This window comes from Nonomuraea purpurea, assembly GCF_042650645.1.
Taxonomy (GTDB): Bacteria; Actinomycetota; Actinomycetes; order Streptosporangiales; family Streptosporangiaceae; genus Nonomuraea; species Nonomuraea purpurea.
On the sequence record NZ_JBHSBI010000047.1, the window covers coordinates 1 to 24,356 of the forward strand.

21 protein-coding genes are annotated in these 24,356 nt (G+C 68.6%); 13 read left to right on the forward strand and 8 right to left on the reverse strand.

The genetic code is table 11. The annotated features are described in order from the left end of the window. Window positions 1–151: 151 nt before the first annotated feature. The gene (locus tag ACFOY2_RS50855) at window positions 152–1,327 is read right to left on the reverse strand and encodes an acyl-CoA dehydrogenase family protein (RefSeq protein ID WP_379535401.1); all 1,176 of its coding nucleotides are present in this window, start codon (window positions 1,325–1,327) and stop codon (window positions 152–154) included. Continuing rightward, complete coding sequence (locus tag ACFOY2_RS50860; RefSeq protein WP_379535402.1) at window positions 1,324–2,769, reverse strand: class I adenylate-forming enzyme family protein; 1,446 nt, start codon at window positions 2,767–2,769, stop codon at window positions 1,324–1,326. The genes ACFOY2_RS50855 and ACFOY2_RS50860 overlap by 4 nt, the downstream gene beginning before the upstream one ends. A gap of 234 nt (window positions 2,770–3,003) precedes the next feature. On the opposite strand from ACFOY2_RS50860, the gene ACFOY2_RS50865 reads away from it, so the two are divergent. The 3 genes from ACFOY2_RS50865 to ACFOY2_RS50875 are packed head-to-tail and all read left to right on the forward strand — an operon-like array spanning window position 3,004 to window position 5,576. After that, window positions 3,004–3,951: a ParB/RepB/Spo0J family partition protein gene (locus tag ACFOY2_RS50865; protein WP_379535403.1), complete on the forward strand. Its 948-nt coding sequence runs from the start codon at window positions 3,004–3,006 to the stop codon at window positions 3,949–3,951. Window positions 3,952–3,974: 23 nt separating this feature from the next. Beyond that, window positions 3,975–4,619, forward strand: a complete 645-nt coding sequence (locus ACFOY2_RS50870) for a dTMP kinase (protein ID WP_379535404.1) — start codon at window positions 3,975–3,977, stop codon at window positions 4,617–4,619. Window positions 4,620–4,622: 3 nt separating this feature from the next. Beyond that, complete coding sequence (locus tag ACFOY2_RS50875; RefSeq protein ID WP_379535405.1) at window positions 4,623–5,576, forward strand: NAD-dependent epimerase/dehydratase family protein; 954 nt, start codon at window positions 4,623–4,625, stop codon at window positions 5,574–5,576. On the opposite strand, the gene ACFOY2_RS50880 is transcribed toward ACFOY2_RS50875, so the two are convergent. From ACFOY2_RS50880 to ACFOY2_RS50890, 3 genes are read right to left on the reverse strand one after another with little or no spacing between them, the layout of a single operon-like run. Continuing rightward, window positions 5,533–6,831: a class I SAM-dependent methyltransferase gene (locus ACFOY2_RS50880; RefSeq protein WP_379535406.1), complete on the reverse strand. Its 1,299-nt coding sequence runs from the start codon at window positions 6,829–6,831 to the stop codon at window positions 5,533–5,535. The genes ACFOY2_RS50875 and ACFOY2_RS50880 overlap by 44 nt on opposite strands. Beyond that, window positions 6,828–8,024: a glycosyltransferase gene (locus tag ACFOY2_RS50885; RefSeq protein ID WP_379535407.1), complete on the reverse strand. Its 1,197-nt coding sequence runs from the start codon at window positions 8,022–8,024 to the stop codon at window positions 6,828–6,830. Before ACFOY2_RS50885 ends, ACFOY2_RS50880 begins: the two co-directional genes overlap by 4 nt. A 31-nt stretch (window positions 8,025–8,055) precedes the next feature. Then, window positions 8,056–8,961: a phytanoyl-CoA dioxygenase family protein gene (locus ACFOY2_RS50890; protein WP_379535408.1), complete on the reverse strand. Its 906-nt coding sequence runs from the start codon at window positions 8,959–8,961 to the stop codon at window positions 8,056–8,058. 183 nt (window positions 8,962–9,144) lie between these two features. Between ACFOY2_RS50890 and ACFOY2_RS50895 the strand changes: the two genes are divergently transcribed. From ACFOY2_RS50895 to ACFOY2_RS50935, 9 genes are all read left to right on the forward strand, one after another. Continuing rightward, window positions 9,145–10,215 (forward strand): 2-oxoglutarate and iron-dependent oxygenase domain-containing protein, encoded by a 1,071-nt coding sequence (locus ACFOY2_RS50895; RefSeq protein WP_379535409.1) that lies wholly within the window; start codon window positions 9,145–9,147, stop codon window positions 10,213–10,215. Further along, window positions 10,212–10,901, forward strand: a complete 690-nt coding sequence (locus ACFOY2_RS50900; RefSeq protein ID WP_379535410.1) for a PIG-L deacetylase family protein — start codon at window positions 10,212–10,214, stop codon at window positions 10,899–10,901. The genes ACFOY2_RS50895 and ACFOY2_RS50900 overlap by 4 nt, the downstream gene beginning before the upstream one ends. 53 nt (window positions 10,902–10,954) lie before the next feature. Next, complete coding sequence (locus tag ACFOY2_RS50905; RefSeq protein WP_379535411.1) at window positions 10,955–12,418, forward strand: hypothetical protein; 1,464 nt, start codon at window positions 10,955–10,957, stop codon at window positions 12,416–12,418. Between the two features lie 63 nt (window positions 12,419–12,481). Next, a complete protein-coding gene (locus ACFOY2_RS50910; protein ID WP_379535412.1) occupies window positions 12,482–13,474 on the forward strand; it encodes a phytanoyl-CoA dioxygenase family protein in 993 nt (330 codons plus the stop codon). 2 nt (window positions 13,475–13,476) lie between these two features. Continuing rightward, entirely contained in the window at window positions 13,477–14,574 is a 1,098-nt protein-coding gene (locus ACFOY2_RS50915; RefSeq protein WP_379535413.1) for a nucleotidyltransferase domain-containing protein, read from the forward strand. A 39-nt stretch (window positions 14,575–14,613) separates the two neighbouring features. Next, on the forward strand, window positions 14,614–15,615 hold the full coding sequence (pseB, locus tag ACFOY2_RS50920) for a UDP-N-acetylglucosamine 4,6-dehydratase (inverting) (RefSeq protein WP_379535414.1): 1,002 nt from the start codon (window positions 14,614–14,616) through the stop codon (window positions 15,613–15,615). A 32-nt stretch (window positions 15,616–15,647) separates the two neighbouring features. After that, window positions 15,648–16,595 carry a phytanoyl-CoA dioxygenase family protein gene (locus ACFOY2_RS50925; RefSeq protein WP_379535415.1) on the forward strand — a complete coding sequence of 316 codons (948 nt, stop codon included), beginning with the start codon at window positions 15,648–15,650 and terminating at the stop codon, window positions 16,593–16,595. Further along, window positions 16,595–17,410, forward strand: coding sequence for a WbqC family protein (locus ACFOY2_RS50930; RefSeq protein WP_379535416.1), 816 nt, complete (start codon window positions 16,595–16,597; stop codon window positions 17,408–17,410). The genes ACFOY2_RS50925 and ACFOY2_RS50930 overlap by 1 nt, the downstream gene beginning before the upstream one ends. Continuing rightward, on the forward strand, window positions 17,407–18,405 hold the full coding sequence (locus ACFOY2_RS50935; protein ID WP_379535417.1) for a glycosyltransferase family 2 protein: 999 nt from the start codon (window positions 17,407–17,409) through the stop codon (window positions 18,403–18,405). Before ACFOY2_RS50930 ends, ACFOY2_RS50935 begins: the two co-directional genes overlap by 4 nt. A gap of 5 nt (window positions 18,406–18,410) precedes the next feature. Here ACFOY2_RS50935 and ACFOY2_RS50940 read toward each other — a convergent pair whose 3' ends face one another. Continuing rightward, window positions 18,411–20,189, reverse strand: a complete 1,779-nt coding sequence (locus tag ACFOY2_RS50940) for an ABC transporter ATP-binding protein (protein ID WP_379535418.1) — start codon at window positions 20,187–20,189, stop codon at window positions 18,411–18,413. Continuing rightward, window positions 20,186–22,102, reverse strand: coding sequence for an ABC transporter ATP-binding protein (locus ACFOY2_RS50945; RefSeq protein WP_379535419.1), 1,917 nt, complete (start codon window positions 22,100–22,102; stop codon window positions 20,186–20,188). The genes ACFOY2_RS50940 and ACFOY2_RS50945 overlap by 4 nt, the downstream gene beginning before the upstream one ends. Before the next feature lie 152 nt (window positions 22,103–22,254). Here ACFOY2_RS50945 and rfbD point away from each other — a divergent pair, with 152 nt between their 5' ends. After that, on the forward strand, window positions 22,255–23,124 hold the full coding sequence (gene rfbD, locus ACFOY2_RS50950; protein ID WP_379535420.1) for a dTDP-4-dehydrorhamnose reductase: 870 nt from the start codon (window positions 22,255–22,257) through the stop codon (window positions 23,122–23,124). Here the strand turns inward: rfbD and ACFOY2_RS50955 are convergent. Next, window positions 23,115–24,335: a type III PLP-dependent enzyme gene (locus tag ACFOY2_RS50955; protein ID WP_379535421.1), complete on the reverse strand. Its 1,221-nt coding sequence runs from the start codon at window positions 24,333–24,335 to the stop codon at window positions 23,115–23,117. The genes rfbD and ACFOY2_RS50955 overlap by 10 nt on opposite strands. Window positions 24,336–24,356 lie beyond the last annotated feature (21 nt).

A 24,356-nucleotide genomic window follows, 5' to 3' on the forward strand; every position in this document is an offset into this window, starting at 1 on the left:
GGTCAAGGTCACTGTCTGAAAGATCCTGTTCTCGCCCTGATTGAGTCACAGAAGACTACTTCGTCCCCAGGTCTCACGAGAGTCTGACAGAGAGGGGATGATCTGGTCGGCAGTCTTGGCCCGAAGGCACCTCACGTGGTGTCCCTGATATTCATGACCGGCTCACCAGAGTGAGCTGGACGGCGCGGTCCATCAGCGACAGGGCTCCGATGGCCGTCAGCAGGCGGTCATCCGCATAGTTCAGGCTGGCCGACCGCAGGTCGCGGAAATGCCGTTCCAGCGGGATGGGGGAGGTCTTCAGGTAGCCGGTCGACATGCCGACAAGCTGGACGAGCCGGTGGACCGCGTTGAAGGTCAACTCCGCCGCCGTCACCTTCAGCGTGTTCAGGTGGATCTGGACGGCGGGCGCGTCGAGGCTCTCGCCCGTCCGTCGCCGCTCCAGCACTTCGGCGCGGACGACATGCAGGTACGCGCTGACCAGTTCAAGGTCGATACGTACCCGCGCGAGCCGTTCCCGGACCAGGTCGGAGCCCAGGTCGAGACTGGACGGGCGCTTGGACGAACTGGCGAGGCGTACGACGTCGCTCAGCCCCGCCCGTGCGGCGCCCAGCCAGCAGGCCGCCCAGCCGAGGTGACCGGCGGGGATGACACTGTCGACGGCCACGCGGCGGAACCCGCCGGGCTCCCCGACGATCTGGTGCGCGGACACGGCGCCGGACAGGTCCAGCGCCACGCTGCTGGTGGCGCGCATGCCGAGTGAGTCCCACCCGCCTTTGGCCTGTCTGGTGAGCTGGTCGCGGCCGGCGTAAACGAGTGTGACCGCCTGCTCGGCGGCCTCCTCAGCGGCGCGCATGGTGATCAGATAGCCGTCGGCATGCTCACCGCCCGTCACCACGGGTGCGGCCCGCCTCAGCTCGATGTGGTCGTCCGAGGCGCGCAACGGAGCGACGGCGGTCAGGAGGTGCCCTCCTTTGGCGGGCTCCGTGGTCACCGACGCGATGTAAACCTCGCCCCGTGCTATGCGGGGCAGCAGGTCCGCCCGCAGTTCCGGAGAGGCATGCCGGACCAGCGCGTCGACCTGCTGGCAGTGCATGGCCCAGATCATCGCTGTGGACAGGCAGCCCGAGGCGAGCGTCATGGCGACGTCCACGAGATCGCCCAGGTCGCCGTTCATGCCGCCGTACTCGGCCGGGACCAGCAGGCCCATGAGGCCGTTTTCGCGCAGCGCCTTCACTCCCGTCTCCGGGAACGTGGCTGTGGCGTCCACCTGAGCGGCCTGCTCGGCCAAGGCCGGCATCGCCTGCGCGGCCACGTCAACGGGGTTCATTGTGCTGTCTCCAGACGGGCCAGCTCGGCCCTGTCGAGTTTTCCTGACACGGTTCGCGGCAACCGATCCACCACGCGGCAGACGCCCGGCACTCTGGCCGGGTCCAGGTGTTCGCCGAGCCGGCGGAGCACCTCGGTCGCGGTGACCGAGGCCACCACGAAGAGAACGGCGTCGTGGCCATCGGCGGGAGGCACGACCGCGGCCTCGCTGACGCCGCTGACCTCGCGGGCCGCGGCCTCGATCTCCACGGCGCTCATCCGTACCCCGTGTCTCTTGAAGATCTGATCGCGGCGGCCGTGGAAGTACAGGTATCCCTCATCGTCCAGATGTCCGAGATCGCCGGTCCGTAGCGCTCGCTCTCCGGTCACCGGGTCCGTGGCGAAGACTTTCGCGCTGAGGGCGGGATCACGCCAGTAGCCCGCCATGACGTGCGGACCGCACACGACGATCTCTCCCGGCTCGCCCGGGGGCACCTCCACGCCTGTTGCGTCGACGACGCGCACACGGGTGCCACGCAGCGGCCGACCGAGAGCGCCGGGACGGTCGAGGTCACCGTCGGCGTCCATGATGGCCACGCGTTTGCATTCGGTGATGCCGAACATGAGCTGTACCTTGGCTCCGGAGAACCGATCCCTGAGCGCTTTGACGGTCATCGGAGGAAGCGTTTCGCCGGTGTTGGTGAACAGCCGGACGCGGGTGGGCGACCGATCTCGCGCGCCGAGCCGCAGGAGCATCGCCGCCAGGTGCGGGACGACGGGAACGACGGTGGCCCCGCGGCGCCGTATCGAGGAGAGCAGAGTCAGGTCCGAGCCCGGGGGCGCGAGCACCAGCTCGGCGCCCGCGTTGACGCAGAGGAAGACCTGGTAGAGGCCATAGTCGAAAGAAAACGGAAGACGACAGAAGACGACGTCGTCGGCCCGGTAGCCCAGCCGCTCTGCGATGGCCAGCATGGCGAAGACCACCTGTGCGTGCGGGCAGACGACCGCCTTCGCCAGGGCGGTGCTGCCCGAGGTGTAGAGGAGCAGGGCCGTGTCGTCAGGCTGAGGAGGGTCTAGGAGCTCGTCATGGTCGTATTCCCATTCCGCCTGGCACGTGTCGAGATCTCGCATGGTAAGGATCAACACCGGCTCGGAGTCCTCGACGTAGTGCGCCCACTGTCGGGACCCGGGAGCACCGCCGACCGGCACGAACACCGCGCCCAGCCGGGAACACGCGAACAGCACGGCGACCACCCGCCGGTCCGGCACCGCCGCGACCAGCACGCGGTCGCCTGCCAGCGCGCCGCGCCGTCGCAGCCACCGAGCGCAGGCGCGGCTGTGAGCCAGCAATTCGGCGTAAGTCCAGGCGCCTTCCTCATCACGTACGGCGACGGCGTCGGGCGTGCGCCGGCCTGTCAGATCCAGCAGCTCGTGGACGAGCCGCGGTCTGGAGTCGTTGATCATGCGTGGCCTCCGACCTCGCATTGTCCGGGTGGCCGCTGGAGGACCACAACCGCCCCGGCTACCCCCAGAATCAAGGACACGGACGCGTCTTGTAGCCGCCCGATCCGGGTCCTAGCTTGAGGGACGGCCGCGAATGCGCTTGCCACGTCCGTCCGGAGATCTAGGGGAATCACCATGCAGGAACAGGCCGGCACCCGAGCAGAGGATGGAGTCCCGAGAGCCTCACCTGAGCGCGTGGAGCTTCTGGTCAGCTCGTTGCTGCCGGCCGACTCGCCACGACTGTCGGGCGAGGACGCGCAGCATGCCAGGTTGCTCGCCGACTCCGGTGCTGAGCTCCCGCCGATCGTGGTTCACCGTGAGACGCTTCGCGTGATCGACGGGATGCACCGCGTCCGCGCGGCACGGCTGCGGGGCGACGTCAAGATCAGCGCGATCCTGTTCGACGGCAGCGAGGAGGCCGCGTTCGTCACCGCGGTCAAGGCCAACACCACGCACGGCCTGCCCTTGTCGTACGACGACCGCGAGGCGGCCACTGCGAGGATCGTCACCGCCTACCCGGACTGGTCCGACCGGGCCATAGCCGAGGTGACCGGCCTTTCGGCGAAGACGGTCGGTAGCATCCGCAGGAGGATGGACGCGGACGGCCTCGGGGCCAACGCCAGCAGGATGGGCAGGGACGGGCGGGTGCGCCCGCTCAACGGAGCAGAGGGACGCAGGCGCGCCAGAGAGCTGTTCGAACTGCGGCCGAGCGCGTCGCTGCGCGAGGTCGCCAGAGAGGCGGGGATCGCGCCCGGGACGGCCGGGGACGTGCGCAACAGGATGCTCAGGGGAGAGGATCCGGTCACCCCGCGTCAGCGCACCGTGGCCCGCCCGCATGAGCCGGCGCACGCCGATGTGCGGCCGGCCAGGGAGCACGCCACCGCACGCGTGTCTCCTCCCAGGGACATAGCCGTGCTGATGCGCAACCTGCGGCGCGATCCGTCCATACGCTTCACGGAGTCGGGACGACGCTTGTTGCACTGGCTCGACTCGCGGGTCATGGGGCCGGAGGGGTGGGAGTCGGTTGCCAGGGACATGCCGCCGCACTGCGCGTACATCGTGTCCGATCTCGCACGTACGATCGCCGAGGAGTGGCTGGAGTTCGCCGAGGACGTACGGAGATACGTGGAGACCACTGCCTGACCACGACGATCAGAAAGGCACCTGTGCTCATCGCTATTGACGGCATCTACTCGGCGGGCAAGTCGACGCTGATCGGCGAACTCGTCGGACGGCTCCAGAAAGTCCTCGACAGACCGGTCGCGATCAGCGACTGGAACTCGTCGGGGCTGGTGGGCGAGCTCATCCCCAAATGGAAGCGGGAAGGCGAACTCGGACCGCACTCGCTGCTCTTCGCGGAGGCACTCGATCTGGCCCACCGCTGGGAGAGCTCGATCCGCCCGAATCTCGACAGTGGCGCTGTCATCGTGGCCGATCGCTACGTGCTGTCAGGTATGGCCCGGTCCGTCATCCGGGGCGTGGCCCCGTCGCTGGCGCAGCGCGCCTTCGATTTCGTGCCCCGCGAGACCCTGACCGTCCTGGTCGAATGCGCAGCGGAGCTCACGCTGAGGCGCAGGCTGGCGTTGGGCAAAGTCATCGGCGGCTACCACAGCGGGCGCGACTACCGGCGGTCGGAGAGCACAGAGGCGGATTTCATCGGCTATCAGGCTGAAATGCGCGAGCTCTACCGATCCATGGCCGCCGCTCGGGGCGGTTTCCTGACGGTGAACACGGAAGAGCGTTCTCCTGAGGAGTGCGTGGACGACATCGTCAGCGCCATCTCTTCGGAGATGCCCCTGCACACCACCTGAACCATGCGGGTTCTGGTCACCGGCGCCAGTGGCTTCATCGGTGCTGCGGTGGTTCGCCGACTGGCTGCCGAGCACGCGGTGACGGCTCTCATCCACACGAACAACGTGCCCTCCATCCCAGGTGTCGCCACGGTCCGGGCCGACCTCAGCGATGTCGCGGCCATTGCCGAAGCGGTCCGCGAGACGGAGGCGATCGTCCACTTGGCCGGTCGTTCCCAGGTGCGGGAGAGCTTCGAGCGCCCGCGGCTGTACTGGGACATCAACGTCCGCGGTACCAAAACCCTGCTGGAGGCGGCGCTTCAGGAGATCCGGCCCGGTGGACGGCGGGTGAGGTGGATCCAGGCGTCCACCGCCGCCGTGTACGGTGTGTCGTCAGGGCAGCCGATCGGCGAGATCGCACCCACCCTGCCGTCGAGCCCGTACGGTGAGAGCAAGCTCGAAGCCGAACGCGCTGTGGAGCGCGCCGTGCGGGCCGGCCTCGGAGCCGTCGTGCTGCGCATGTTCAACGTTTCCGGCGCCGTTGCGAACGTGGGTGACGCGGACCCGACGAGGATCATCCCCCGTGCCCTGGCTGTCGCCGCCGGACACGAGCCCGAGCTTCGGATCAACGGTGACGGGAGCTCGATCCGCGACTTCGTCCACGTCGAGGACGTGGCACGTGCGTACGAGCTTGCGCTGAGGACGTGTCAGCCTGACCGCTGCCTGATCTACAACGTCGGCGGTGTGGCGGCGAGCGTGAACGAGGTCGTCGAGACCGTGAGGCGGGTCTCAGGACGTAGCCTGGCCGTGTCGAACGACCTGTCGCGATCGGAGGTGCCGGTGTCGGTCGCCGACACGCGGCGGCTGCGGCGGCTGGGCTGGACGCCCGAGCGCTCGACCCTCGAAGAGATCGTCGCGGACGCCTGGGAGGCGCTCAAGAGCGGCCGATGTACTCCAGACGGTAGTCCGCCGGCTTGATGAAGACCCCGCCGCGTCGCAGGTAGTCCTGGTTCGCGGCGATGATCGTGTCGGCGTAGTTCCAGGCGAACAGCACGCAGTAGTCCGGCTGGTCGGCCAGCAGATGCCCGGGCGGCACGATGGGGATCCGTGTTCCCGGCAGAACCTTGCCCTGCTTGTAGGGGGTGGAGTCGCAGATGTAGCGGAGGGGGATGCCCGCCGCGCCCGTCATGATCGATGCCTTCGCCGGAGCGCCATATCCGGCCAGGCGGCGCGATCCTTCGGCGATCGAGCGCAACTCCTGTCTGATGGTGGTGAGGAAGCGAGTCATCCGTCTGCCGAACTGCTGGTAGAAGGCGGGAGCTCGCATTCCGGCCGCGTCCTCGGCGGCCAGCATCTCGGGCACGCTGCGGTGTACGCGAGGGGTGCCGGCTCTGGCCACGACGCGCAGGCTGCCGCCGTGGAAACGCACATGCTCGACGTGCACGGTCACCAGTCCGGCGGCCTCGATGAGCCGGTTCAGGGCGGTCAAGGAATAGTAGAAGAGATGCTCGTGGTAGATGGTGTCGAACAGGCCCCGGAGCACGAGGTCCTTGACGTACGGCACTTCGATGACCACGGCGCCGTCGCTCCCGTCGAGCAGCGTGCGCACGCCGGACAGCACGTCCGCGACAGCGGGGATGTGCGCCAGCACGTTGTTGGCGTGCACGACGGAGATCTCGCCGTGGTCACGCCGGATCCGTCCGGCCAGCCGGCTGGTGAAGAAGGCTTCCAAGGTGGGCACCCCTTGGGCGCGGGCGAACTCGGCGACGTTGCGCGCGGGATCAATCCCCAGCACCCGGTGCCCTTCTGACGCGTACTCCTTCAGCAGGTAGCCGTCGTTGGAGCCGATCTCCACGATCAGGCCCTCCCGCGTCGGGCGCAGTTCCTTCTCCACGAACCGGCGAAGCTCTGTGCCATGGGTGAGGACCGGCTGTGAAGCCGAGGAGAAGTACGCGTACTCGGTGAACAGCTGCTCGGGCGGCACGCTGGTGGCGAGCTGGGCCAGGCAGCAGTCGTCGCAGTACAGGACGTGCAGCGGGTACCTGCCCGACGGGGCCAGGTGGCTGGGGAGGAACTCGTTGGCCAGGGGGAGGCGGCCAAGACACAGCACCGACGTCATGCCGCTCCCCCCGCACACTCGGCAACGTGCCACGGCGACGTCGTCGCCGCACGGGCAGGATTCCGGGGTCGGCCGTGCGGGCGTGGTGGCCAGCCGGGTTCGATCCTTCGTCACGTGGTCCAGCCTTTCCTCGGTGTGGTCTGGGCGCAGCGCCGCTCGATGTCGTCGATCGTGTCCGTCGAGGGGGGCATGGCCAGCCAGGACCGTCGCACCTTCGCCAGGCGTTCCGCGGTGTCGGCGTCGTCAAGCAGGGCTGAGACGTGCTCGGCGACGGACTCCGGCGTGACCTCCGAGGGCAGGAGCATGCGGCCAAGGCCGCATTCCTCGATGAGTTCGGCGTTGCGGTACTGCTCGGCGCCCTGTGGGATGACCAGCGTCGGCACGGAGTGCTCTATCGCGGCGCGCATCGTGTTGCTCCCGCCGTGGTGGATCAGCACGGATGTGGCCGGCAGTTCGGCGTTAAGTGGCACGTAGCGCACGACCCGCACGTTGTCCCCCATTGAGGTGGCGGCGGTGCCGCCGGAGGGGGACGACCAGTCGAACCAGCCCTGCGGTCCGAGTGTCATCACCACCCGCATGCCCATGCGCCCGAGCCTGGCCGCGGACTCATGGAGCAGGGAGATCGCCCCGTTGGAGACAGTGCCAAAGGTGATGAGCACCTGCGGGTGGGCGTCTCGGCCGCCGTCTGGCGGCTGGGAGCCGCCCTCGCCGTGATAGGCCCGAATACCGGCGGGCAGGGTGGTGGTGATCGCCTTGCCTTCGGGAGTCTGCAGCGCAGGGGGGCAGACTTCGATGTACGGCTCGACGATGTCGGAGAGCGTGATGCCCGGCCCGGCGTGCTCACGGAAGAGGGGCGCGGCGCGCTGCCACACCTGTGTGATCGAGTCGGCGTAGTACGGCCCGATGCTCAGAAAGAAGTGCGGCAGCCCGCGCAGTCTGGCGACCAGGGGCCCGGCCAGTTCCAGGGACTCGCTGATGATCGCGTCCGGACGGAAATCGTTCACGACCGTGTGGAGTTCCTTCCACCTCAGCCGGAGCGCGACGTCGCCGAACATCCGGGCGCCCACCCGCCAGTCGCGGATGTCCTCAGAGATCTCTGCGGAGTGAGAGCGCAGGATCTCCTTGCGCATGCGCAGGCGGCCGGGGCCTGACGGCAGCAGACGGAAGCCTGCGGCCTCCACACCTGGAGCGATCTCCGGTGCGGAGCTGAAAGCGACCTCGTGTCCGCGTTCCCGCGCCGCGAAGGCGAGGGGGACCACGTTGTAGAAGTGTGAATAGCCAGAAATACAGGTGAAGAGGAAGCGCATCCGTCCGGTCTTCTCCTCTGCGGGCGCTGGTTCAGGTCGCGCCGACGTACAGCGGCTCACCCGTCGTGTTCACGGCGCCCGTCGGCGCCTGCGGGCGCTCGACGATCGCGCCTTCCGCGCACACCCCCTCCACGCTGCCCAGGGTTTTCCAGACCTGGAATCCGAGCAGCGCCTTGATGCTGTCGGGAAGCGTGTCGAGCACATGAGGCGCGACGGACAGGGCGAAGTTCTCTTGCTGCCGCAGGAACGGGCGGCAGAAGTATGTCAGGACAGCCAGGCGGGTCGCGTCGGTCGTGTTGATGCCCGTCCCGTGCATGATGCGGCCATCGAAGATCAGTGCGCTGCCCGCCGGGCCGCAGATCGGAATGCCGCCCTTTCTGATGAGCCGGGCACGGACCATCATGGCGTTGGGGTCGTCGTCCTCCTGCGGAAGATGTGTTCCGGGGACGACAGTCGTGGCGCCGTTCTTCTCGGTGAAATCGTCGAGCATCCAGATGACGCTGGCGGTCAGGGAGTAAGGAGGCCAGGGGCGGGTCACGTACCCCTGGTCGGAGTGGAACGGCAGCGGATCGTCGTGGGGGGAGACGAAGTTCGCCTGGATCGCGGACAGGAGGAAATCCGGCCCGAGCACCTGGCTCACGAGTTGCAGGACGTCGGCCTGCATGAGCGGCTGCTGGAATATCTCGCCCTTGTTCATCAGTGCCCAGACCCGGCGGTTCGCGCGCTCCGCGCGACCGGCACCGCCGAGGTAGACGGCTCCGTCGTCGGTGCCGGCATCGAGTTTCCGTTCTCCGATCGCCTGCTCGGTGATACGGGCACGCATCTCGGCGCGGATGCCGGAGGGCAGCGCGTCCGTCAGGACGCAGAAACCGTGCCGATCAAGGTTGCGAGCCGCCTGCGACGGGTCAGCGGTGGGACAGGGAAGCACCTCGGGCACGATCGGTCCTCGAATTCTGATGGGACGTGGTCGACAGACGCCGTACTCCGCTCGGCCGCGGCAGGAGAATTCCGGGTCTTGTCGGTGATATCAGCCGATTGGCCGTGCCTACCACTGCGGGCGTAATGGACAGGTGTCCAACTGAGGAGGTTCCTCAGTTGGACATCGTCATTCCGTGGCAACGTGCTGCCGCATGTACGGTGCACCAACCGACAGAGGGGGCGAGCCTTGGAGATCCCTGTCCTGGATTTGCAGAAAGCGCAGACCTCATGGGCCGACGTGCTCGATTCCTGGGAGTCCGCAGTCTTGACCACGGGGTGCTTCCAGCTCGTCAACCATGGGATCCCGCCGGAGGTGCTCGAAACATGTCTGGCTGCGGCCAGGGATTTTCACGGGCGCGACTCCGCTTTCAAGCAGCGATACGCGATGTCGCGTTCGTTGAACAACAGGGGATACGTTCCTGCTGATTTCCGGCCCACTGGGACGGAGTCGCGTCGTGTCGTGCGGGACTATGCGTCGCTGGATTTGGGGACCGCCCTCGCGGATGCCGGCGGATCCATCGAGTCGATCCTGCTGGGCCCCAACGTGTGGCCGGACATTTCTGGATTCCGGCAGGCTGTCGAGTCCTATTACCAGGCCGTCCATGCATGTGCGCTGGCCACGTCGCGAATGTTGTCACGCGTGTGCGGACTCGACGCCGACCACTTGGCCAAGCGGTCGGAGCAAGGTATCTCGCTGCTGCGGCTGCTTCATTATCCAAGCCCGGCCTGGGATCCCGCCGACCCGCCGAACGGGCATACCGACTACGAATGGTTCACCCTGATCTGGCAGTCCTCGGCCGGGCTGGAGGTCCTTGGGCGCGACGGGCGCGTCCACCTCGTTCCGGAGGAGCCCGGTGCGCTCGTCGTCATACTCGGCGACCTGCTCGAGGTCCTGACCGGCGGATGGCTGGAATCGACGCTGCACTGGGTGCGGCCCCGGCAGCCGGACCGTCATTCGCTGACGTACTTCTTCGGACCCGACTTCCACGAGGTCGTCGCGCCCGTCGCGCCGCGCCTCGGCCCCCAGCCAGAGCGGTATCCCCTGCTGCCCGCCGGCGAGCACCTCACCGCGTTACGGGTGCGGCACTTCGCCCACCTCCGCGCCGCCGTGCGGGACGGATCGCTCGACCTGCCCTTCGAGCTCCCGGCGGCCAACCCGCTCAAGGCAGTCAAGCAGGACAGACTCGAAGCCGTCGAACGGGGAAGAGCATGACGACGGTCGCCGCCTTCGTGGCCCATCCCGACGACGAGACGCTCGGCTGTGGGGCGACGCTGGCCAAGCTCGCGGCCACGCATGACGTCCACGTGGTCGTCCTCGGGGATGGGATCACAGCACGACACGAAGCCAGGAGTGACAGGAAGGCTGTCGAGGAGCTGTACGAGGACGCGCGTGCGGCTGCCGCCGTGCTGGGGGTCGCTTCCGTGACCTTCGAGCGTCTGCCGGACCTGCGCTTCGACACGCTGCCGCTCCTCGACATCGTCTGGAAGGTGGAGCGCGTGATCCGGGAGCTCAGCCCCGAGGTCATTTACACCCACCATCCCGGTGACCTCAACCGTGACCACCAGTTGACCTGCCGGGCCGTACTCACCGCCACGCGGCCCCAAACGGGCTGCCCGGTGCGCGAGATCTATTCCTTCGAGGTGCCCTCGTCCACCGACTGGACGTTCGGCGCGGTCGCTCCGAGCTTCCGCCCCACCATCTTCGTCGACGTGGCCGACACGATCGCCAAGAAAGTGGCCGCGATGGAGAGCTACCGGTCGGAGCGCAGGGACTTCCCGCATCCGCGATCGGGGGAGGCGCTGCGCGCGCTCGCGAAGCATCGCGGCAGCACAGCAGGGCTCTTGTACGCCGAGGCCTTCGAACTGGTCCGCTCGATCCGGCGGGACCCGCTCGACTGAGCCCCGCCCCCGGATCCGCGTGACCTCGCGGGGCGGCAAGAGATGGAGGAGTGATGTTTGCTCAGGTCGGGCGACTCGCACGATGCGCCGGACTCGATGACGGGGCGCTGCTGCAGACCCTGGACCGGCACGCCATGGCGCTGTCGAATCGGGAGCGGGTGATACTGGAAGCGGTTGTAGAGATAGCCGGATCCGCGGCCAACCGCAGCGGAGACGCGCCCGGCCTGGCCACGGACTTGGTGGAGTTGGCCTGCGCCGTCATCGCCGACCCTGCGGTGGGCGCCCTTCGCGACGGCGGTACGAAGATCGGCACGCCCCTGCGTCGCGTGCTCAGTGCCAAAACCGTGCACACGCTGCGCGAACTCGGGCTCTACGAGGACGCCGAGGGCGTGCAGCCGGTCTGGCCGCACGCCGGCATGCTCATTCTCAACCCGGTGCTCGGCTGCAGTTACGGCTGTGCCTACTGCTTTCGCGCGCAGGAGCAGCACGAGAGCGTGGACTGGTTCCTGGCCGGGCGCCCGACCCAGGTGGTCGATGAAGAGGAGATCATCGAACGGCTGGCGCGGCATCCCGCATTCGTCCCCGGCGGCACGCAGCTCGGGCTGCACACCGCCACGACGGAACCCTTTCTCCCTCAGGTCAGGGAGAGCACGTTCCGGCTGCTCGAATTACTGGAGGAGCGGGCTTGGGGAAACGATGTGATGATCATCACAAAGTATTTCCTGCGCGAACAGGACATCGCTCGGCTTGCCTCGTTCACCGCGTTCCAGATCCTGCTTTTCCTGACCCATAACGCGGCTCCTGCCGAGATGGAGACGATGAGCGCCGCGCCCGGATTCACCGAGAAGAAGAGGCGCTCCGCCGAGCTCCTGGCCGGTCATCCCCGCCTGGCCGCCGCCCATTACTACCGCCCCATCGTGCCCGGCTGGAACGACAGCGACGAGCAGATCGCCGACGCCCTCACCTTCGGTGAGCCCCTCGGCGTGACGGTGATCGGCGGGCTGAAGGAAGTGCCGAACCTGGCGGAGATCAGCCGCAAACGCGGACTCAGCTTGCCGGTCGTCGAGCCGGACAGTGACGACGAGAAACACTTCCCGCCCGAGCTCGTCGACCGCATCGTCGGCATCCACGCACGGCTGGGGCTGACCAGCACGCTCGTGGGCGACCAGTCGTGCGGGCTGACCACCATGCTGACACGGCTGAAAGGCTCGGCGGTGCCCAACGTCGAGGCGACCAGGATGTACGACGCCGCGACCGGCAGACGGCCCAAGTGCATGGGGCTGTGCCCGCCCGAGCAACTGTCGGCATGCGGCCGGCCGCCCGTTCCCGACCGGGAGAGCGTGGAGTCGTCGCTCACCCGGCTGGGGATTTCCGCGCATTTCCGTATCACCGGCGACGGAATATATCTACGCTCCGAAAGCCGCCCCGAGAAATGGCGGACCGAGTCGCTCGCAGCTCAGCTGCGTTTCGCAGTTTTCTGGGAGCCCGGGGAAAAGCGGGCGGCCGAGTCGTCGTGACGCGCTCACGAAATGGGTTCACCACGCTGTGGACGAGACGCCTCCAGTCAGAAAGGGTGTGAGATGGACGGTATCGCGCGCGTGCAACTTGCGGGCGCCGAGAGCGGAGCGGTGAATCCGGACCCCGACCAGGTCGCGTTCGCCGTCGGGTCCCTGCTACGCGACGGGGCCGTGATCGTCGCCGGGGCGGTGGATCCCGAGCGGCTCGACCGGCTCGCCACCACGATGTCGGACGATCTCGAGGTGCTCCTGCGCAGGCCGGAGCGTGCGGAGAACTTCTCGGCCGGGCACCTGCAGCAGGACCCGCCACCGCGTGCGGACCTCTTGTGGCCCGAGGTTCTGACCAACCCGTTCGTCCTGCGTGTCTGCCAGACGGCGATGGGGCAGCCGCTCAAACTGACCGGCTACACGAACAACACCAATCTCCCCGGCTCCGTTGCTCAGGCTGTCCACGTGGACGAAGGACAGCGCTGGCCAGGGCTCTCCGAGGCCCATCCGCCGGCCCGCCTCACCGTCAACATCCCGCTATCGGCGACCGACGAGTCCCGCGGCGCGATCGAGTTGTGGCCGGGTACCCATCTCGACACGAGGTTGTGCCAGTTCTCGGCGACGGCCGACGAAGGAATCTCACGGGCGCTGCAGTACATGCGCGCCGCGCGGCAAGCCGAGGTGAGCCGGAAGGTCAATCGCAGGGTCGGTCTTACCGTTCCCGAGCCGATGGTGCAGGCGCGCATGCGCGAACGTCCGCCGGTGCGTGCGGTGACGGAGCCGGGGAGTGTGATCATCCGGGATCCGCGGCTCTGGCACAGAGGGATGCCGAACACCACGGACCAGTGCCGCTTCATGCTCGCCCTCACCTACGACCCGCGCTGGCGGGCCTCCGACGCGCTCCTGGAATTCCCGCAGGCGGCATCATGGCTGGCTGAGTGCGCGGATCTTGAAGTGCGCGCCCGGTTCGTGGACGGGCCCATCGACCACCTGGCCCGGCACCTTCCGCCGAAGAACAGCCCGCTGCGTCGAGCGCGCCCGGGCCAGTCCAGCGAGAAGGTGAGATGAGCATGCGGCCCGAAGTCGACCTCATCCTGAAAGCGTCCGCTCCTGGCGCGGACTGCCCACCGAAAGGGGGTGACCCGGCAGCCCTCGACTGGGCGCTCTTCCTCGACACCGCCTTCCGGCACCGGGTCGCCGCCGTGGTCGGTGTCGCCATGTCCCAAGCAGGCTGGTTCGAGCAGGAGAGCCGGTGCGAATATGTACTCGACGCGCTCCTCGCCGCCTACGCCGCGAACGAGCGCCGAAACCGTGTCCTCGTCGCCGAGGCCGTGCGCCTGGCCGGCCTGCTCCGCGGCAAGGGCATCGATGTCGCGGTCCGCAAGGGCGCCTACCTCACACCTGCGGTCTACAAAGACGCCGGACTGCGGCCGATGAACGACATCGACCTGTTCGTCACGCGTGCCGCGGCGGAGGAGGTGGCCGAAGCGCTCCAGGACGAGGGATACCAGGCCGGGCGCCTCGACTCACGCGCCGAGGTCCAGCCGTTCTCCCGGCGTCAGTCCCTCTTCTGGAACGTCCACGTCAACAACCTGCCGCCCTATCACCGGCCGTACGGGGACAGGTGCCTCCCGGCGATCACGGTGGACGTCTGTTTCGATCTCTTTCTCCCCGCGAGCGGCTGTGACCTGCCCGCCGAATCGCTGCTGGCCGCGGCCTCGCTCGTCGAGGTGGAGGGTGGATCCGTGCCGGTCCTCCGTGCCGAGCACTTCCTCATCGACGTCGCCGCGCACCTGTACAAGGAGTCCACCACGCTGCGCTACATCGAGCGGGGCAAGCACCAGAGACTTCTGCAGTACGTCGACATCGCGGCGGTGGTGCGGGCTCACGAGGGCCTCGACTGGGATCTGCTGGTCGCGACGGCGGAGCGGGCGGGCGCGGCCAAGCATGTCTACTTCGCCCTGGCGAACGCCGAACGCCTGTACCCCTCGACCGCTCCCGCGAGCGTCCTCGCCGACCTGGCCCACGCGGGCGACGTCGACGAGCGCTTTCTCATCGAGTACGGCGCGATCGACCGCGCGCAGGCACTGAGCTGGTCCGCGACGGACATCGTCGAGCGGCTCTTCTCCGACGAGAAGCCGGGCGCAGCCTCCCGTTCGCCGATCTGACCATGACCACGGCCATCCACTACCGGAAGCGAGCAGGGCGTGAACAGTGCCCCCTATGACTTGTATGGCAAGTCCATTTTGGTGACCGGTGGCACCGGATCGTTCGGTGAGTCGTTCGTCCGGCGCGTCATCCAGGAGTTCGCGCCACGGCGCCTGAGCATCCTCGCGCGCGACGAGTACAAGCAGTTCCACATGGCGGAGAAGGTCCACGGACCGACCGTGCGCTACGTCGTCGGTGACGTCCGCGACCCCGGCCGCCTGCAACGCGTGTTCGCCGATGTGGACGTCGTCGTGCACGCGGCCGCCATGAAGCACGTCCCGATCGCCGAGTTCAACCCGATCGAGTGCATCAGGACCAACGTGCTCGGCGCGGAGAACGTCATCAACGCCGCGATCGACAGCGGGGTCGATCGGGTGGTCGCGCTGTCGACCGACAAGGCCACGAACCCCATCAATCTCTATGGCGCGACGAAACTCTGCTCCGACAAGCTGTTCGTCGCTGCGAACAGCCTCGTGGGAGAGGGCGGCACCCGCTTCTCGGTCGTCCGCTACGGGAACGTGGTCGGCTCCCGCGGCAGTGTCATCCCGTTCTTCAAGGAGCGCCGCAAGACCGGTAGGCTCCCGATCACCGACGCCCGGATGACCAGGTTCTGGATCACCATGGACAAGGGGGTCGACTTCGTGCTCCGCGTGCTCACCATGATGGATCGCGGCGAGGTGTTCATCCCCAAGCAGCCGAGCATGCGGATGGTCGACCTGGCCACTGCCGTGGCGCCCGAGTGCGAGCAGGAGATCACCGGCATCCGGCCGGGGGAGAAGATCCACGAGGTCCTCATACCGGCCGACGAATCCGGTCAGACCCTGGAGTTCGACAACTTTTTCGTGATCCAGCCCGCGTTCCACGAATCGTGGGGCCTCAAACTGTCCGACGTTTACGCGGGCCAGCGGGGAAGACCGGTCGCTCCCGGCTTCGAGTACAGGAGCGACAACAATCCGGAATGGATGACGGCCGAAGCCTTGCACCTGCTGACCAGGGACTGAGGCCAAGCCCGCGCAAATCGAAGGAGTTGGCTATGCCACAGGCGGACATCGAGCTCTCCGATGCGGATCTACGCGCGTTCGACGAGGGTTACCTCGTAGTGCCGATCCTCGATGCGGACGAGATAGCGGCCTTGAAGGAGGACATCGACACTCTGGCGGCAGGGGAGAACGGGGGCAAGCCGCTCGGACAGAATCTGACCCCCCGTGCCCGGGAGCGGGTGAGCCGCCTGGTGCGCTCCCCGCTGCTCCATCAGCTCCCCGGCAGACAACGCGCGCACGAGCTGCCCAGCATCGCGCGGCTCACCTGGCACCCCCGTGTCCTGCGGGTCCTCGATCAGATCATGGCCTCGTGGCGGCCCAGGGCGGAGTGGACGCTCGCGGGAGGTCCCCCTCCGGTGCTGGACCTTCCCGACGACCCCGCCCGATCGCGGTACGTGTTCCACCACATCAACGCCGCCCGCCACGACGCCGGCACCCGTGGCCTGCCCTGGCACCACGACTACGACCAGTACCCGCAGACCAACCGATCCCACCTGATGGTGCACGTCCTGACCTACCTGAACGGTCTCAACGGGAGCGTCGGAGACCTCATGCTCGCACCGGGCACCCACCGCTCGGTCGCCAGCAAGCGCGCGTTGTGGCACATGGGGTGGGAGAAGCTGCCGGGCGCCGTCGTGATCGATGACCTGCCGCCGGGCTCTGCGGTGTTCATGAACTCGGCGATGTTCCACGCCCGCATCCCCAAGCCAGGGGGAGAGGACGAACCGCGTTACTTCATCGACTGCTCCTACTGCCAGGGCGGCATCCAATGGCCCAGCGCCTATGGCGGCTCGCATCGGCAGTTGCGCGAGCGCCACCTCGCCGAGGGTGGCGACCGGCCGTGGCTGTTCGACGAGAGGCAGTTCTTCGACTCCGTCCATGCCCACAACGCCACGGAGAACGCGCAGGGGAGCCTGCTGGCCGACCCCCGGTACGCCTGATGGGTCCGATCGTCACCTGCCAGCAACCCACGTATCTGCCCTGGCCGGGGCTGTTTCACAAGCTGGCCCTGGCTGATGTCTTCGTCGTGATGGACACCGTGGCGTTCTCCCGCAAGGGTTGGATCAACCGGAACCGCGTCAAAGGGGCGAACGGGCCGTTCTGGATCACCGTCCCCCTGGCTTGGTCGCGATCCGCGTCGCGCCGGCTGTGCGACCTGGTGATCGACTCGGACGTGGAGGACTGGCAGCATCGACACTGGGAGAGCCTGCGCCACTGCTACGCCGGCACCCCGTTCTGGCCGCGGTACGCGCCGGTGTTCGAGGACCTCTACCTGGGGCGGCGCTGGACCGGAGTGGTCCAGCTCAACCTGGCGATCATCGAGCGCCTGATGCGGATCTTCGGCATCGACGTCGAGATCGTGCTGGCCAGTGAGCTCGGGCAGTCGGGCCGCGGATCCAGGCTCGTGCTCGACCACTGCCTGCGCACCGCCGCCGGGGTGTACGTGTCAGGCGTCAACGGTCACGACTATCTGATCGAAGAGGAGTTCCTCGCCAAAGAGATCTCCGTCTTCTACCAGCGCTATCGCGTGCCCGACTACCCGCAGCGGCACGGGGCCTTCGTACCCGGCCTCTCAGCTGTGGACCTGCTGTTCAACATGGGCTCCGCGGCCGCTGCGACGTTGCTCGCCGGCAACGTAAGGCGTCGAGACCTCATCCAGGCCGTCCGAACGAGCGCGCCGGCCATCGTGGAGAGCACGCCGTCCGGGACGGTCGTCGTCCGGGAGCCGTATCTGTCCGGAGGCGCGTCACGATGAGAGATCCGCAACTGACCGTCGTCATCCCCGTCAAGCTCGGTGGTGCGCTCGGGCGCGAGATGCGCGGGGCGCTCCTGCGGCTGTGCCTCGTCGCCCTCGACTGCCAGACGGCGCCGCGCAGCGCCTTCGAGGTCGTCGTCGTCGACGATGGCAGCGACCTCGACCTGGACGCGCTCGTCGGTGAGTTCGCGCGGCGGCATCTGTCGATACGCCCGCGCACGATACGCAACACGGGTCCGTCGCACGGTCAGACGGCGGCCTACAATGCGGGGATCGACGCGGCCCGAGGCCGGCATGTCCTGCTCACGACCGACGACTCGATGCTCGCGCCGGACTGCGTCGCCGCTCACCTCACCGCACAGGCCGGCCGCATGGCCGGCGCCTATGTCTGCGGTGTCGAGCGCCAGTATGTCTACGGCGTGCTGTTCAGGAACATCAGCTCAGGAAGCCTGCACCCGCGTGGCGACCTGGCAGTGCGGCTCTTCGGCACCCTTCTCGGCTTCGCCGACATCCGGGAGGCCGCCGAGCAGCTCGGCTTCACCGACTGGACGATCACACCCGCGGACGTGCGCACCCGCTTCGCCGAGCTCTACCGCTTGTCGGCGCTCACCCCCAGTTTCGCGGACATGTACGAGGAACTACGCAGCGATCGTACGGACCTGCGGTGGTTGAGCGTCCGCATGGGCAACCACTCCATCGCACGCGACGCCCTCCTGCGCATCGGGGGCCTGGACGAGACGGTGCCGGGCGGCAACTCGGATCAGGACCTCGGGCTCAAGCTGATCGACGCGGGCGTGCGGATCGAGCTGGACCCGCGGGCCACCAGCATCCTGATCGAACACCGGCGTGACCCCCGCGCGTTCGCCGACGGGAGCGGCCTGGCTCGCCTGGCCGAACGTTGGCCTCGGCCGGACGTCCTCAACCTGCACGCGTTCTTCTCACGCGGGTACGGCAGGACGATCGCCTCCTACCGGCAGATTCTGGAGCGGGCCTGACGTCATCACCGGTACGCGCGGGACTGCAGCTGGTACAGCTCGGCGTACAGACCGCCCTTGGCGACGAGCTGCTCATGGGTCCCCTGCTCAGCGATCCGCCCCCGGTCGAGCACCACGATCAGATCGGCCATCCGCACGGTGGAGAACCGATGGGAGACGAGCATGGTGACCCGTCCGTCGGCCCGCCCGGCCCGGGCATCCGCCGCCATCTGTTCGAAGAGGGCGTGTTCGGTCTGTGGGTCGAGCGAGGCGGTGGGCTCGTCCAGGATCACGAGGAGCGGTGACGGCCGCAGCATCGATCTGGCCAGGGCGAGCTTCTGCCACTGCCCGCCGGACAGGTCCACGCCTTCCTGCCATGTCTGGCCGAGCTGCGTCTCCAGTCCGTGGGGCAGCCGCTCGGCGAAGGAGGCGGCGCCTGCCCGAGCCAGCGCGGTCCGCACGGCCGCGTCGTCGCCCATGAGAGGTGGATGGCCGACGCCCACACTCTCCTTGAGCGGGAACTCGAACCGGACGAAGTCCTGGAAGGCTGCGGTAACCCGTTCCCGGTAGGCCGTGAGGTCGATGGCGGCCAGATCGGCGCCGTCGATCGTCACCTGCCCCTCATCCGGCTGGTACATCCCGCAGAGCAGCTTGACCAGGGTGCTCTTCCCCGCGCCGTTCTCACCGACGACGGCGACGATGGAGCCGGCAGGCAGCCGCAGTGAGAAGCCGGAGAGCGACGGGCGCGCGGCGCCGGCGTAGGAAAAGGTGACGTCGTGGAGTTCGACGCCCCGCGTCAGACGTTCGGGAGTCGGCAGGAGCCGATCGCGGGGGGTCCGCGGCACCTGCTCCTCCATCCAGTGGTAGTGATCGGACACCGTCCGCACGCGCATGACCGACATGGCCATGTCCGACAGGCGTCCCGAGGCCGACACCACGGCGCCCGCCAGTCCGAGAGCCATCGCCACGTCGCCGGGCGTGCTCCGCCCGGCCACGGCCTGCGACAACACCAGGACCACCGCGCCCACATAGACGACCGCGAACAGCAGCCATCCCCCGGCGCCGACGGCGGTGGACCGGAGCAGGGCCGCCTCCGTGCGACGGTGCACCTCGCGCGCCGCCTGACGGTGCCGGCTGAGCAGCTCTTGGCGCAGCCCGTACAGCCGCACCTCCATACCGGCGGCCGCCGTCGTGGCCAGGGTGAACAAGTCCTGCGTGGTACGGCGTTCCGCCGCGGTCCGGAGCTCGGCGTTCCGGTTGATCGCCTCGGCGCGCCGATTCAGCAGGGCGGCCGGTATCGCGACGACTGGCACGGCGAAGAGCAGCGGGTGCAACCCGCCCAGCAACACGGTGGTGGCGGTGAGTTGGATCAGCACGATGGGCCCCACCACGACCAGCGACAGACCGTTGGCCAGGGTCTCGGCGCCGTGTTTGAGCAGCTGCAAGCGGTCCCAGTATTCGGGACGCTCGAAGTGCTCCAACCGCGGCGCCCTGACAGAGAGGGCGAGCAGTCGCCGCTGAACGACCATGGTGGATCGCTCACGCATCCGGATGGTCGCCCAGCGGTATCCGGTGGGCGCCAGCATATCCAGCAGGAGTGCCAGTCCGGTCAACACGGCGCCGGTGACCGCCTGGGACGCGTCGTTCGCGGCCGCGCCGTCCACCAGGGGACGCAGGCCCACAGCGAGGAGCAGGGGCGACAGGAACGAGCACGCGCCGACCAGAGCGTGCAGCAGGCACAGGGCCAGACCGATCTCGCGGCTGATGCCGAGCGTCAGCCGCCCCGTGCGCAGCCAACCTGTCATCCCGACCTCACCTCAGGCGCTCCGGCGTCGGCGAACCTGGCCGACTGCAGCAGGAACATTCGCGCGTACGCGCCGTCGAGTGCCATCAACTCGTCATGGGAACCCTGCTCGACGACGCGTCCCTCATCGAGCACGGCGATGGAGGAGGCACGGCGGACGGTGGAGAAGCGGTGGGAGATGATGACGGTGGTCAGCCCTTCGGTCAGCGCCAGGAATTCGTCATGGAGGCGGGCCTCTGAACGGGCGTCCAGGTGGGCGGCCGGCTCGTCGAGGATCAGCACGCCGGCTCCGTGGTGGACGGCGAACAGGGCACGGGCCAGGGCGATCTTCTGCCACTGCCCGCCGGACATGTCGCTGCCGCCGGCATATTCCGACGAGAGGGGCGTGTCCCACCCATGGGGAAGGCCGGCCACGTCGTCGGCGATGCCGGCGGAGACGGCGGCGGCCTCGATGCCGGCCTGGTCGCTTGCCAGGTGAGGCCGCCCGAAGGCGATGTTGGCGCGCGCGGTCAGCGGGAAGCGCATGGAATCCTGGAAGACCGCGGCCAGGCGGCGGCGCCAGGCGGCGGGGTCGAACGAGGCCAGGTCCATGCCGTCCACGAGGATGCGACCGTCGGACGGTCGGTACATCCGGCACAGCAGTTTGATCAGCGTGGTCTTGCCCGCTCCGTTGGCTCCGACGACGGCCAGCGATCGCCCCGCGGGCACCGTCAGATCGAGGTGGCGCAGCGCTTCGCCGCCGCCAGGGTAGGAGAACGACACTCCCTCGAACCGGATCGCCTCACGAGGCAGGTCATCCGGGCCCGTCCTGGCCGGAAGGCGGCCATCGCTGCGTGCGGCAGGCCGGGCCGCCGCTGCCGCTTCCGCCGCACGTTCGTAGCGCCGCAGCGTGGCTGTGGCCAGCTCCGTCTGCAGTCCCGTCCAGGAGGACAGCCGCATGCCCGCGAGGCACACCATCAGCGCCTGCGCTTGGACCGCGGCGGCCTCCGGCGAGAGCCGGCCGGCGACCGCCGCAGAGACGATCCAGGCCAGGCCGCCGATGACCACGGTGGCCAGAGCGGTGGTCGCGAGCAGCGGGCGGACGGGCAGGGAAGTGAGCACGCCGTCCATGGAGCGGCGCCACGTCGAGGTGAAGCGGTCAAGGAGGAGTCCCGACAGCCCGAAGACGCGTACCTCCTTGGACGCGGGCGGTGTGGAGCCAAGCTCGTGCAGGTAATCCATGCGCCGGCTCAGCTCGGTGCTGCCGTAGTGGTGCGCCGCCTCCTGCCGCGAGGCGACCTTTTCCTCGCGGGCGGTCCACAGTGCGGCCGCCAGCAGCGCCACGGCCAAGGGCATCTGGAATCGGGCGAGGATCAGTGACGCGCCGATCATCATCGCTCGCCCCGCCACCATGCCGCTGAGGGTGGCGGCCAGCTGCCCGGGACGCCCCCACGAACTGCGGAAGGTCTCACGGCCGACGCTGATCAGATCGATCGTGGCCGGGTCTTCGAGGTGCTCTATGCCGTCGGACGTCATGACCGCTTTCATCAGGCCACGCTGGAGCATGGTGTCGACCCGCTCGCCCAGAGCGGCGGCCGCGACGCGGAGCAGCGACGCTGCCAGCCACTGCAGGAGGAGACAGGCGCCGATCGCCGCCGCCCACCACAGAGCGGTGGAGCCGGGCGTGGCGGCGCTCGCCTGCCACGCGGAGACCTCCCCGATCAAGGCACCCGTGACCATGGGCGTCGCCAGCGGCGTGGTGGCGGCCAGCAGCGTGGCCAGCAGCGTCGCGGCGAACCATGTCCGGCTGGCGCGCAGCGCCAGCCGGGCGAACCGGACGTGGCTTGACCTCGGCAGTGATCGCCAGGCGTTCCGCAGACTCGCGAGCCGCGAGCGAGGCCGGGCCAGGGTCATCGGGCTGCGGTCCAATTCCACCCTTCCAGAGCACTACGACGGCGGTGGGCCCGCGCCGCTCACCGCGGGGGCGTGCTGGGCAGAGTAGTACGAGGGGATGTCGCTGGTCTTGTGTGCAAGGTTCCCCATCCCGTTCCCTTGTCGTGGATGTGATCATCACTACTGGGATGTGAATGATGGACTGGCTGGTGACGGGTGGCGGTGGCCTGCTCGGCCGTGAAGTGCTGAGCCGGCTGGCCGCCGACGGGGTGCCCGCGCGGGGACTGTCGCGTGCCGAGCTCGATATCACCGACCGGGGCGCGGTGCTCGACGCGGTCGCCTCCGCCCGCCCGCGTGTCGTCGTCAACTGCGCCGCCTACACCGGAGTCGACGCCGCCGAGGCGGACGAGGCATGGGCGACACGCGTGAACGGGGACGGCGCCGCGTATCTGGCCGAGGCGTGCTCGGCCGTGGGCGCGAGGCTGCTGCACGTCTCGACCGACTATGTCTTCCCGGGCGATGCCCGCGTCCCGTACGCAGAGGATGCGGCTCCCCGGCCGCTGAACGCCTATGGGCGCAGCAAGCTCGCCGGCGAACGGGCCGTCATGGAACTGCTGGGGCCGCGGGCTTCGGTGGTCAGGACGGCATGGTTGTACGGTCGGCGGGGGGCGAGCTTCGTCGAGACCATGCTGCGCCTGCAACGCGAACAGGAGATCGTGGAGGTGGTCGACGACCTGTACGGCCAGCCGACCTGGTCGGCCGAGGTGGCCGCGCGTCTGATCTTGCTGGGGCGGCTCGGCCTGCGTGACCGGCGGGCAGGTGGCGTGTGGCATGCCGCGGGCTCCGGTCACGCGAGCTGGTTCGAGCTGGCCCAGGAGGTGTTCCGGCTGGTGGGCGCGGATCCGCGCAGGGTGCGTGCCATCGGCGTCGCGGCCTCCCCTGGGCCGGCGCCGCGCCCTCCGTACACGGTGCTCGGGCAGGGTCGCTGGAGAGAAGCCGGGCTCGGTCCGTTGCCCCACTGGCGTACCTCGCTGGCGGAAGCGCTCGCGGCACGTCAGTCGTAGGTCCGGGAAATGGTCAGGTGGGACACCGAGACGATTTCGGTGCCGCGAAGCACCAATTCGGCCGGGGCGGCGCGGCCGAGGAAGGCCACGAGACTGGCGGTGAGGCCGTACGCGCCGACGTTGGGAAACACCACGAAGTCACCCGGAGACAGCGGCCCTGCCGGAGCGCGCCGGGACAGGACGTCGGCGGTCGTGCACAACGGTCCCGCGAATGTGACGAGCCCGCCGGAGGTGCCCCCGTCGGCGAGAGGCACGGCGCCGGGCAGCATGCGCCCGATGCCCGACAGGCCGCCGAGATGGTTGACGCCGCTGTCGAGCAGGACGAACGTGTGCTCGCCCCGCGTCTTGACGTCGGCGACCGTGCAGATGAGCCGCCCGCACCCGCCCACCAGATGCCGGCCCGACTCGAAGGCGATGACAGGGCGGCCCGTGCGCCAGCCGGGCAGCCGGGCGTCGAGCTCCGCGCTCAGGCGACGCCGCAACCCGGGATGGCGCGGCCGTTCGCCCGGCCTGGCATAGGGAGCGGAGAAGCCACCTCCCAGGTTCACCTGGTCGAGGCGAAGGCCGCTCTCCCGGAGCGAGGCAGCCAGGGCGATGGCCGCGGTGAATGCGGACATCAGCCCGTCCTCGTCGGGGACATTGCTGGCGGGGAAGAAATGCAGGCCCACCACGCGGGCGCCGTCCGTGTCCGCGAAGCGGCCGGGCTCGGCGAGCAGGCCGGCGGCCTCCATGCCGAACTGCGAGGGAGCTCCCGCCAGCCGCAGTCCCGCGGGGCCCGTGGGCGAGGTGGCCAGGCGTAGCAGACAGCGTGCCGTCACCCCTGAGTCCGAGGCGGCCTGGGCGACGCGGGCGAAGTCCGTGGCGGACTCGACCGAGAAGAGCTCGACTCCGGCGTCGAGGGCGGCGGTGATCTCCTGGGAGGTCTTGGCCGGGCCGGTGTAGAGGCACCCGCGGCCGTCGAATCCGGCCAGCCGCGCCGCGGCCAGTTCACCTGGAGAGCTGATCTCGGCGTGGCAGCCTCGCGCGCGCAGGTGAGCGACGAGGTCCGGATGCGGATTCGCCTTCAGCGAGTAGTACAGGAGCGAGCCGTCCGGGAGCTCGTCCCGCAGGCAGGACACCGCGGCCTCGACGTCATCGAGCCGGTACACGTACAGCGGGCTCCCGAATCGCCGCGCCAGCTCTCCATCCACATCCATCGTGGTCTCGATCATGTCGGCTTGGTGCTGCGGCGA

What these genes read in the sequence shown, in the direction of transcription:
- ACFOY2_RS50855 (WP_379535401.1), bottom strand. Translation starts at nt 1,327, where the DNA reads ATGAACCCCGTTGACGTGGCCGCGCAGGCGATGCCGGCCTTGGCCGAG.
- ACFOY2_RS50860 (WP_379535402.1), bottom strand. Translation starts at nt 2,769, where the DNA reads ATGATCAACGACTCCAGACCGCGGCTCGTCCACGAGCTGCTGGATCTG.
- ACFOY2_RS50875 (WP_379535405.1), top strand. Translation starts at nt 4,623, where the DNA reads ATGCGGGTTCTGGTCACCGGCGCCAGTGGCTTCATCGGTGCTGCGGTG.
- ACFOY2_RS50885 (WP_379535407.1), bottom strand. Translation starts at nt 8,024, where the DNA reads ATGCGCTTCCTCTTCACCTGTATTTCTGGCTATTCACACTTCTACAAC.
- ACFOY2_RS50900 (WP_379535410.1), top strand. Translation starts at nt 10,212, where the DNA reads ATGACGACGGTCGCCGCCTTCGTGGCCCATCCCGACGACGAGACGCTC.
- ACFOY2_RS50905 (WP_379535411.1), top strand. Translation starts at nt 10,955, where the DNA reads ATGTTTGCTCAGGTCGGGCGACTCGCACGATGCGCCGGACTCGATGAC.
- ACFOY2_RS50910 (WP_379535412.1), top strand. Translation starts at nt 12,482, where the DNA reads ATGGACGGTATCGCGCGCGTGCAACTTGCGGGCGCCGAGAGCGGAGCG.
- ACFOY2_RS50915 (WP_379535413.1), top strand. Translation starts at nt 13,477, where the DNA reads ATGCGGCCCGAAGTCGACCTCATCCTGAAAGCGTCCGCTCCTGGCGCG.
- ACFOY2_RS50925 (WP_379535415.1), top strand. Translation starts at nt 15,648, where the DNA reads ATGCCACAGGCGGACATCGAGCTCTCCGATGCGGATCTACGCGCGTTC.
- ACFOY2_RS50930 (WP_379535416.1), top strand. Translation starts at nt 16,595, where the DNA reads ATGGGTCCGATCGTCACCTGCCAGCAACCCACGTATCTGCCCTGGCCG.
- ACFOY2_RS50935 (WP_379535417.1), top strand. Translation starts at nt 17,407, where the DNA reads ATGAGAGATCCGCAACTGACCGTCGTCATCCCCGTCAAGCTCGGTGGT.
- ACFOY2_RS50940 (WP_379535418.1), bottom strand. Translation starts at nt 20,189, where the DNA reads ATGACAGGTTGGCTGCGCACGGGGCGGCTGACGCTCGGCATCAGCCGC.
- rfbD (WP_379535420.1), top strand. Translation starts at nt 22,255, where the DNA reads ATGATGGACTGGCTGGTGACGGGTGGCGGTGGCCTGCTCGGCCGTGAA.
- ACFOY2_RS50955 (WP_379535421.1), bottom strand. Translation starts at nt 24,335, where the DNA reads ATGATCGAGACCACGATGGATGTGGATGGAGAGCTGGCGCGGCGATTC.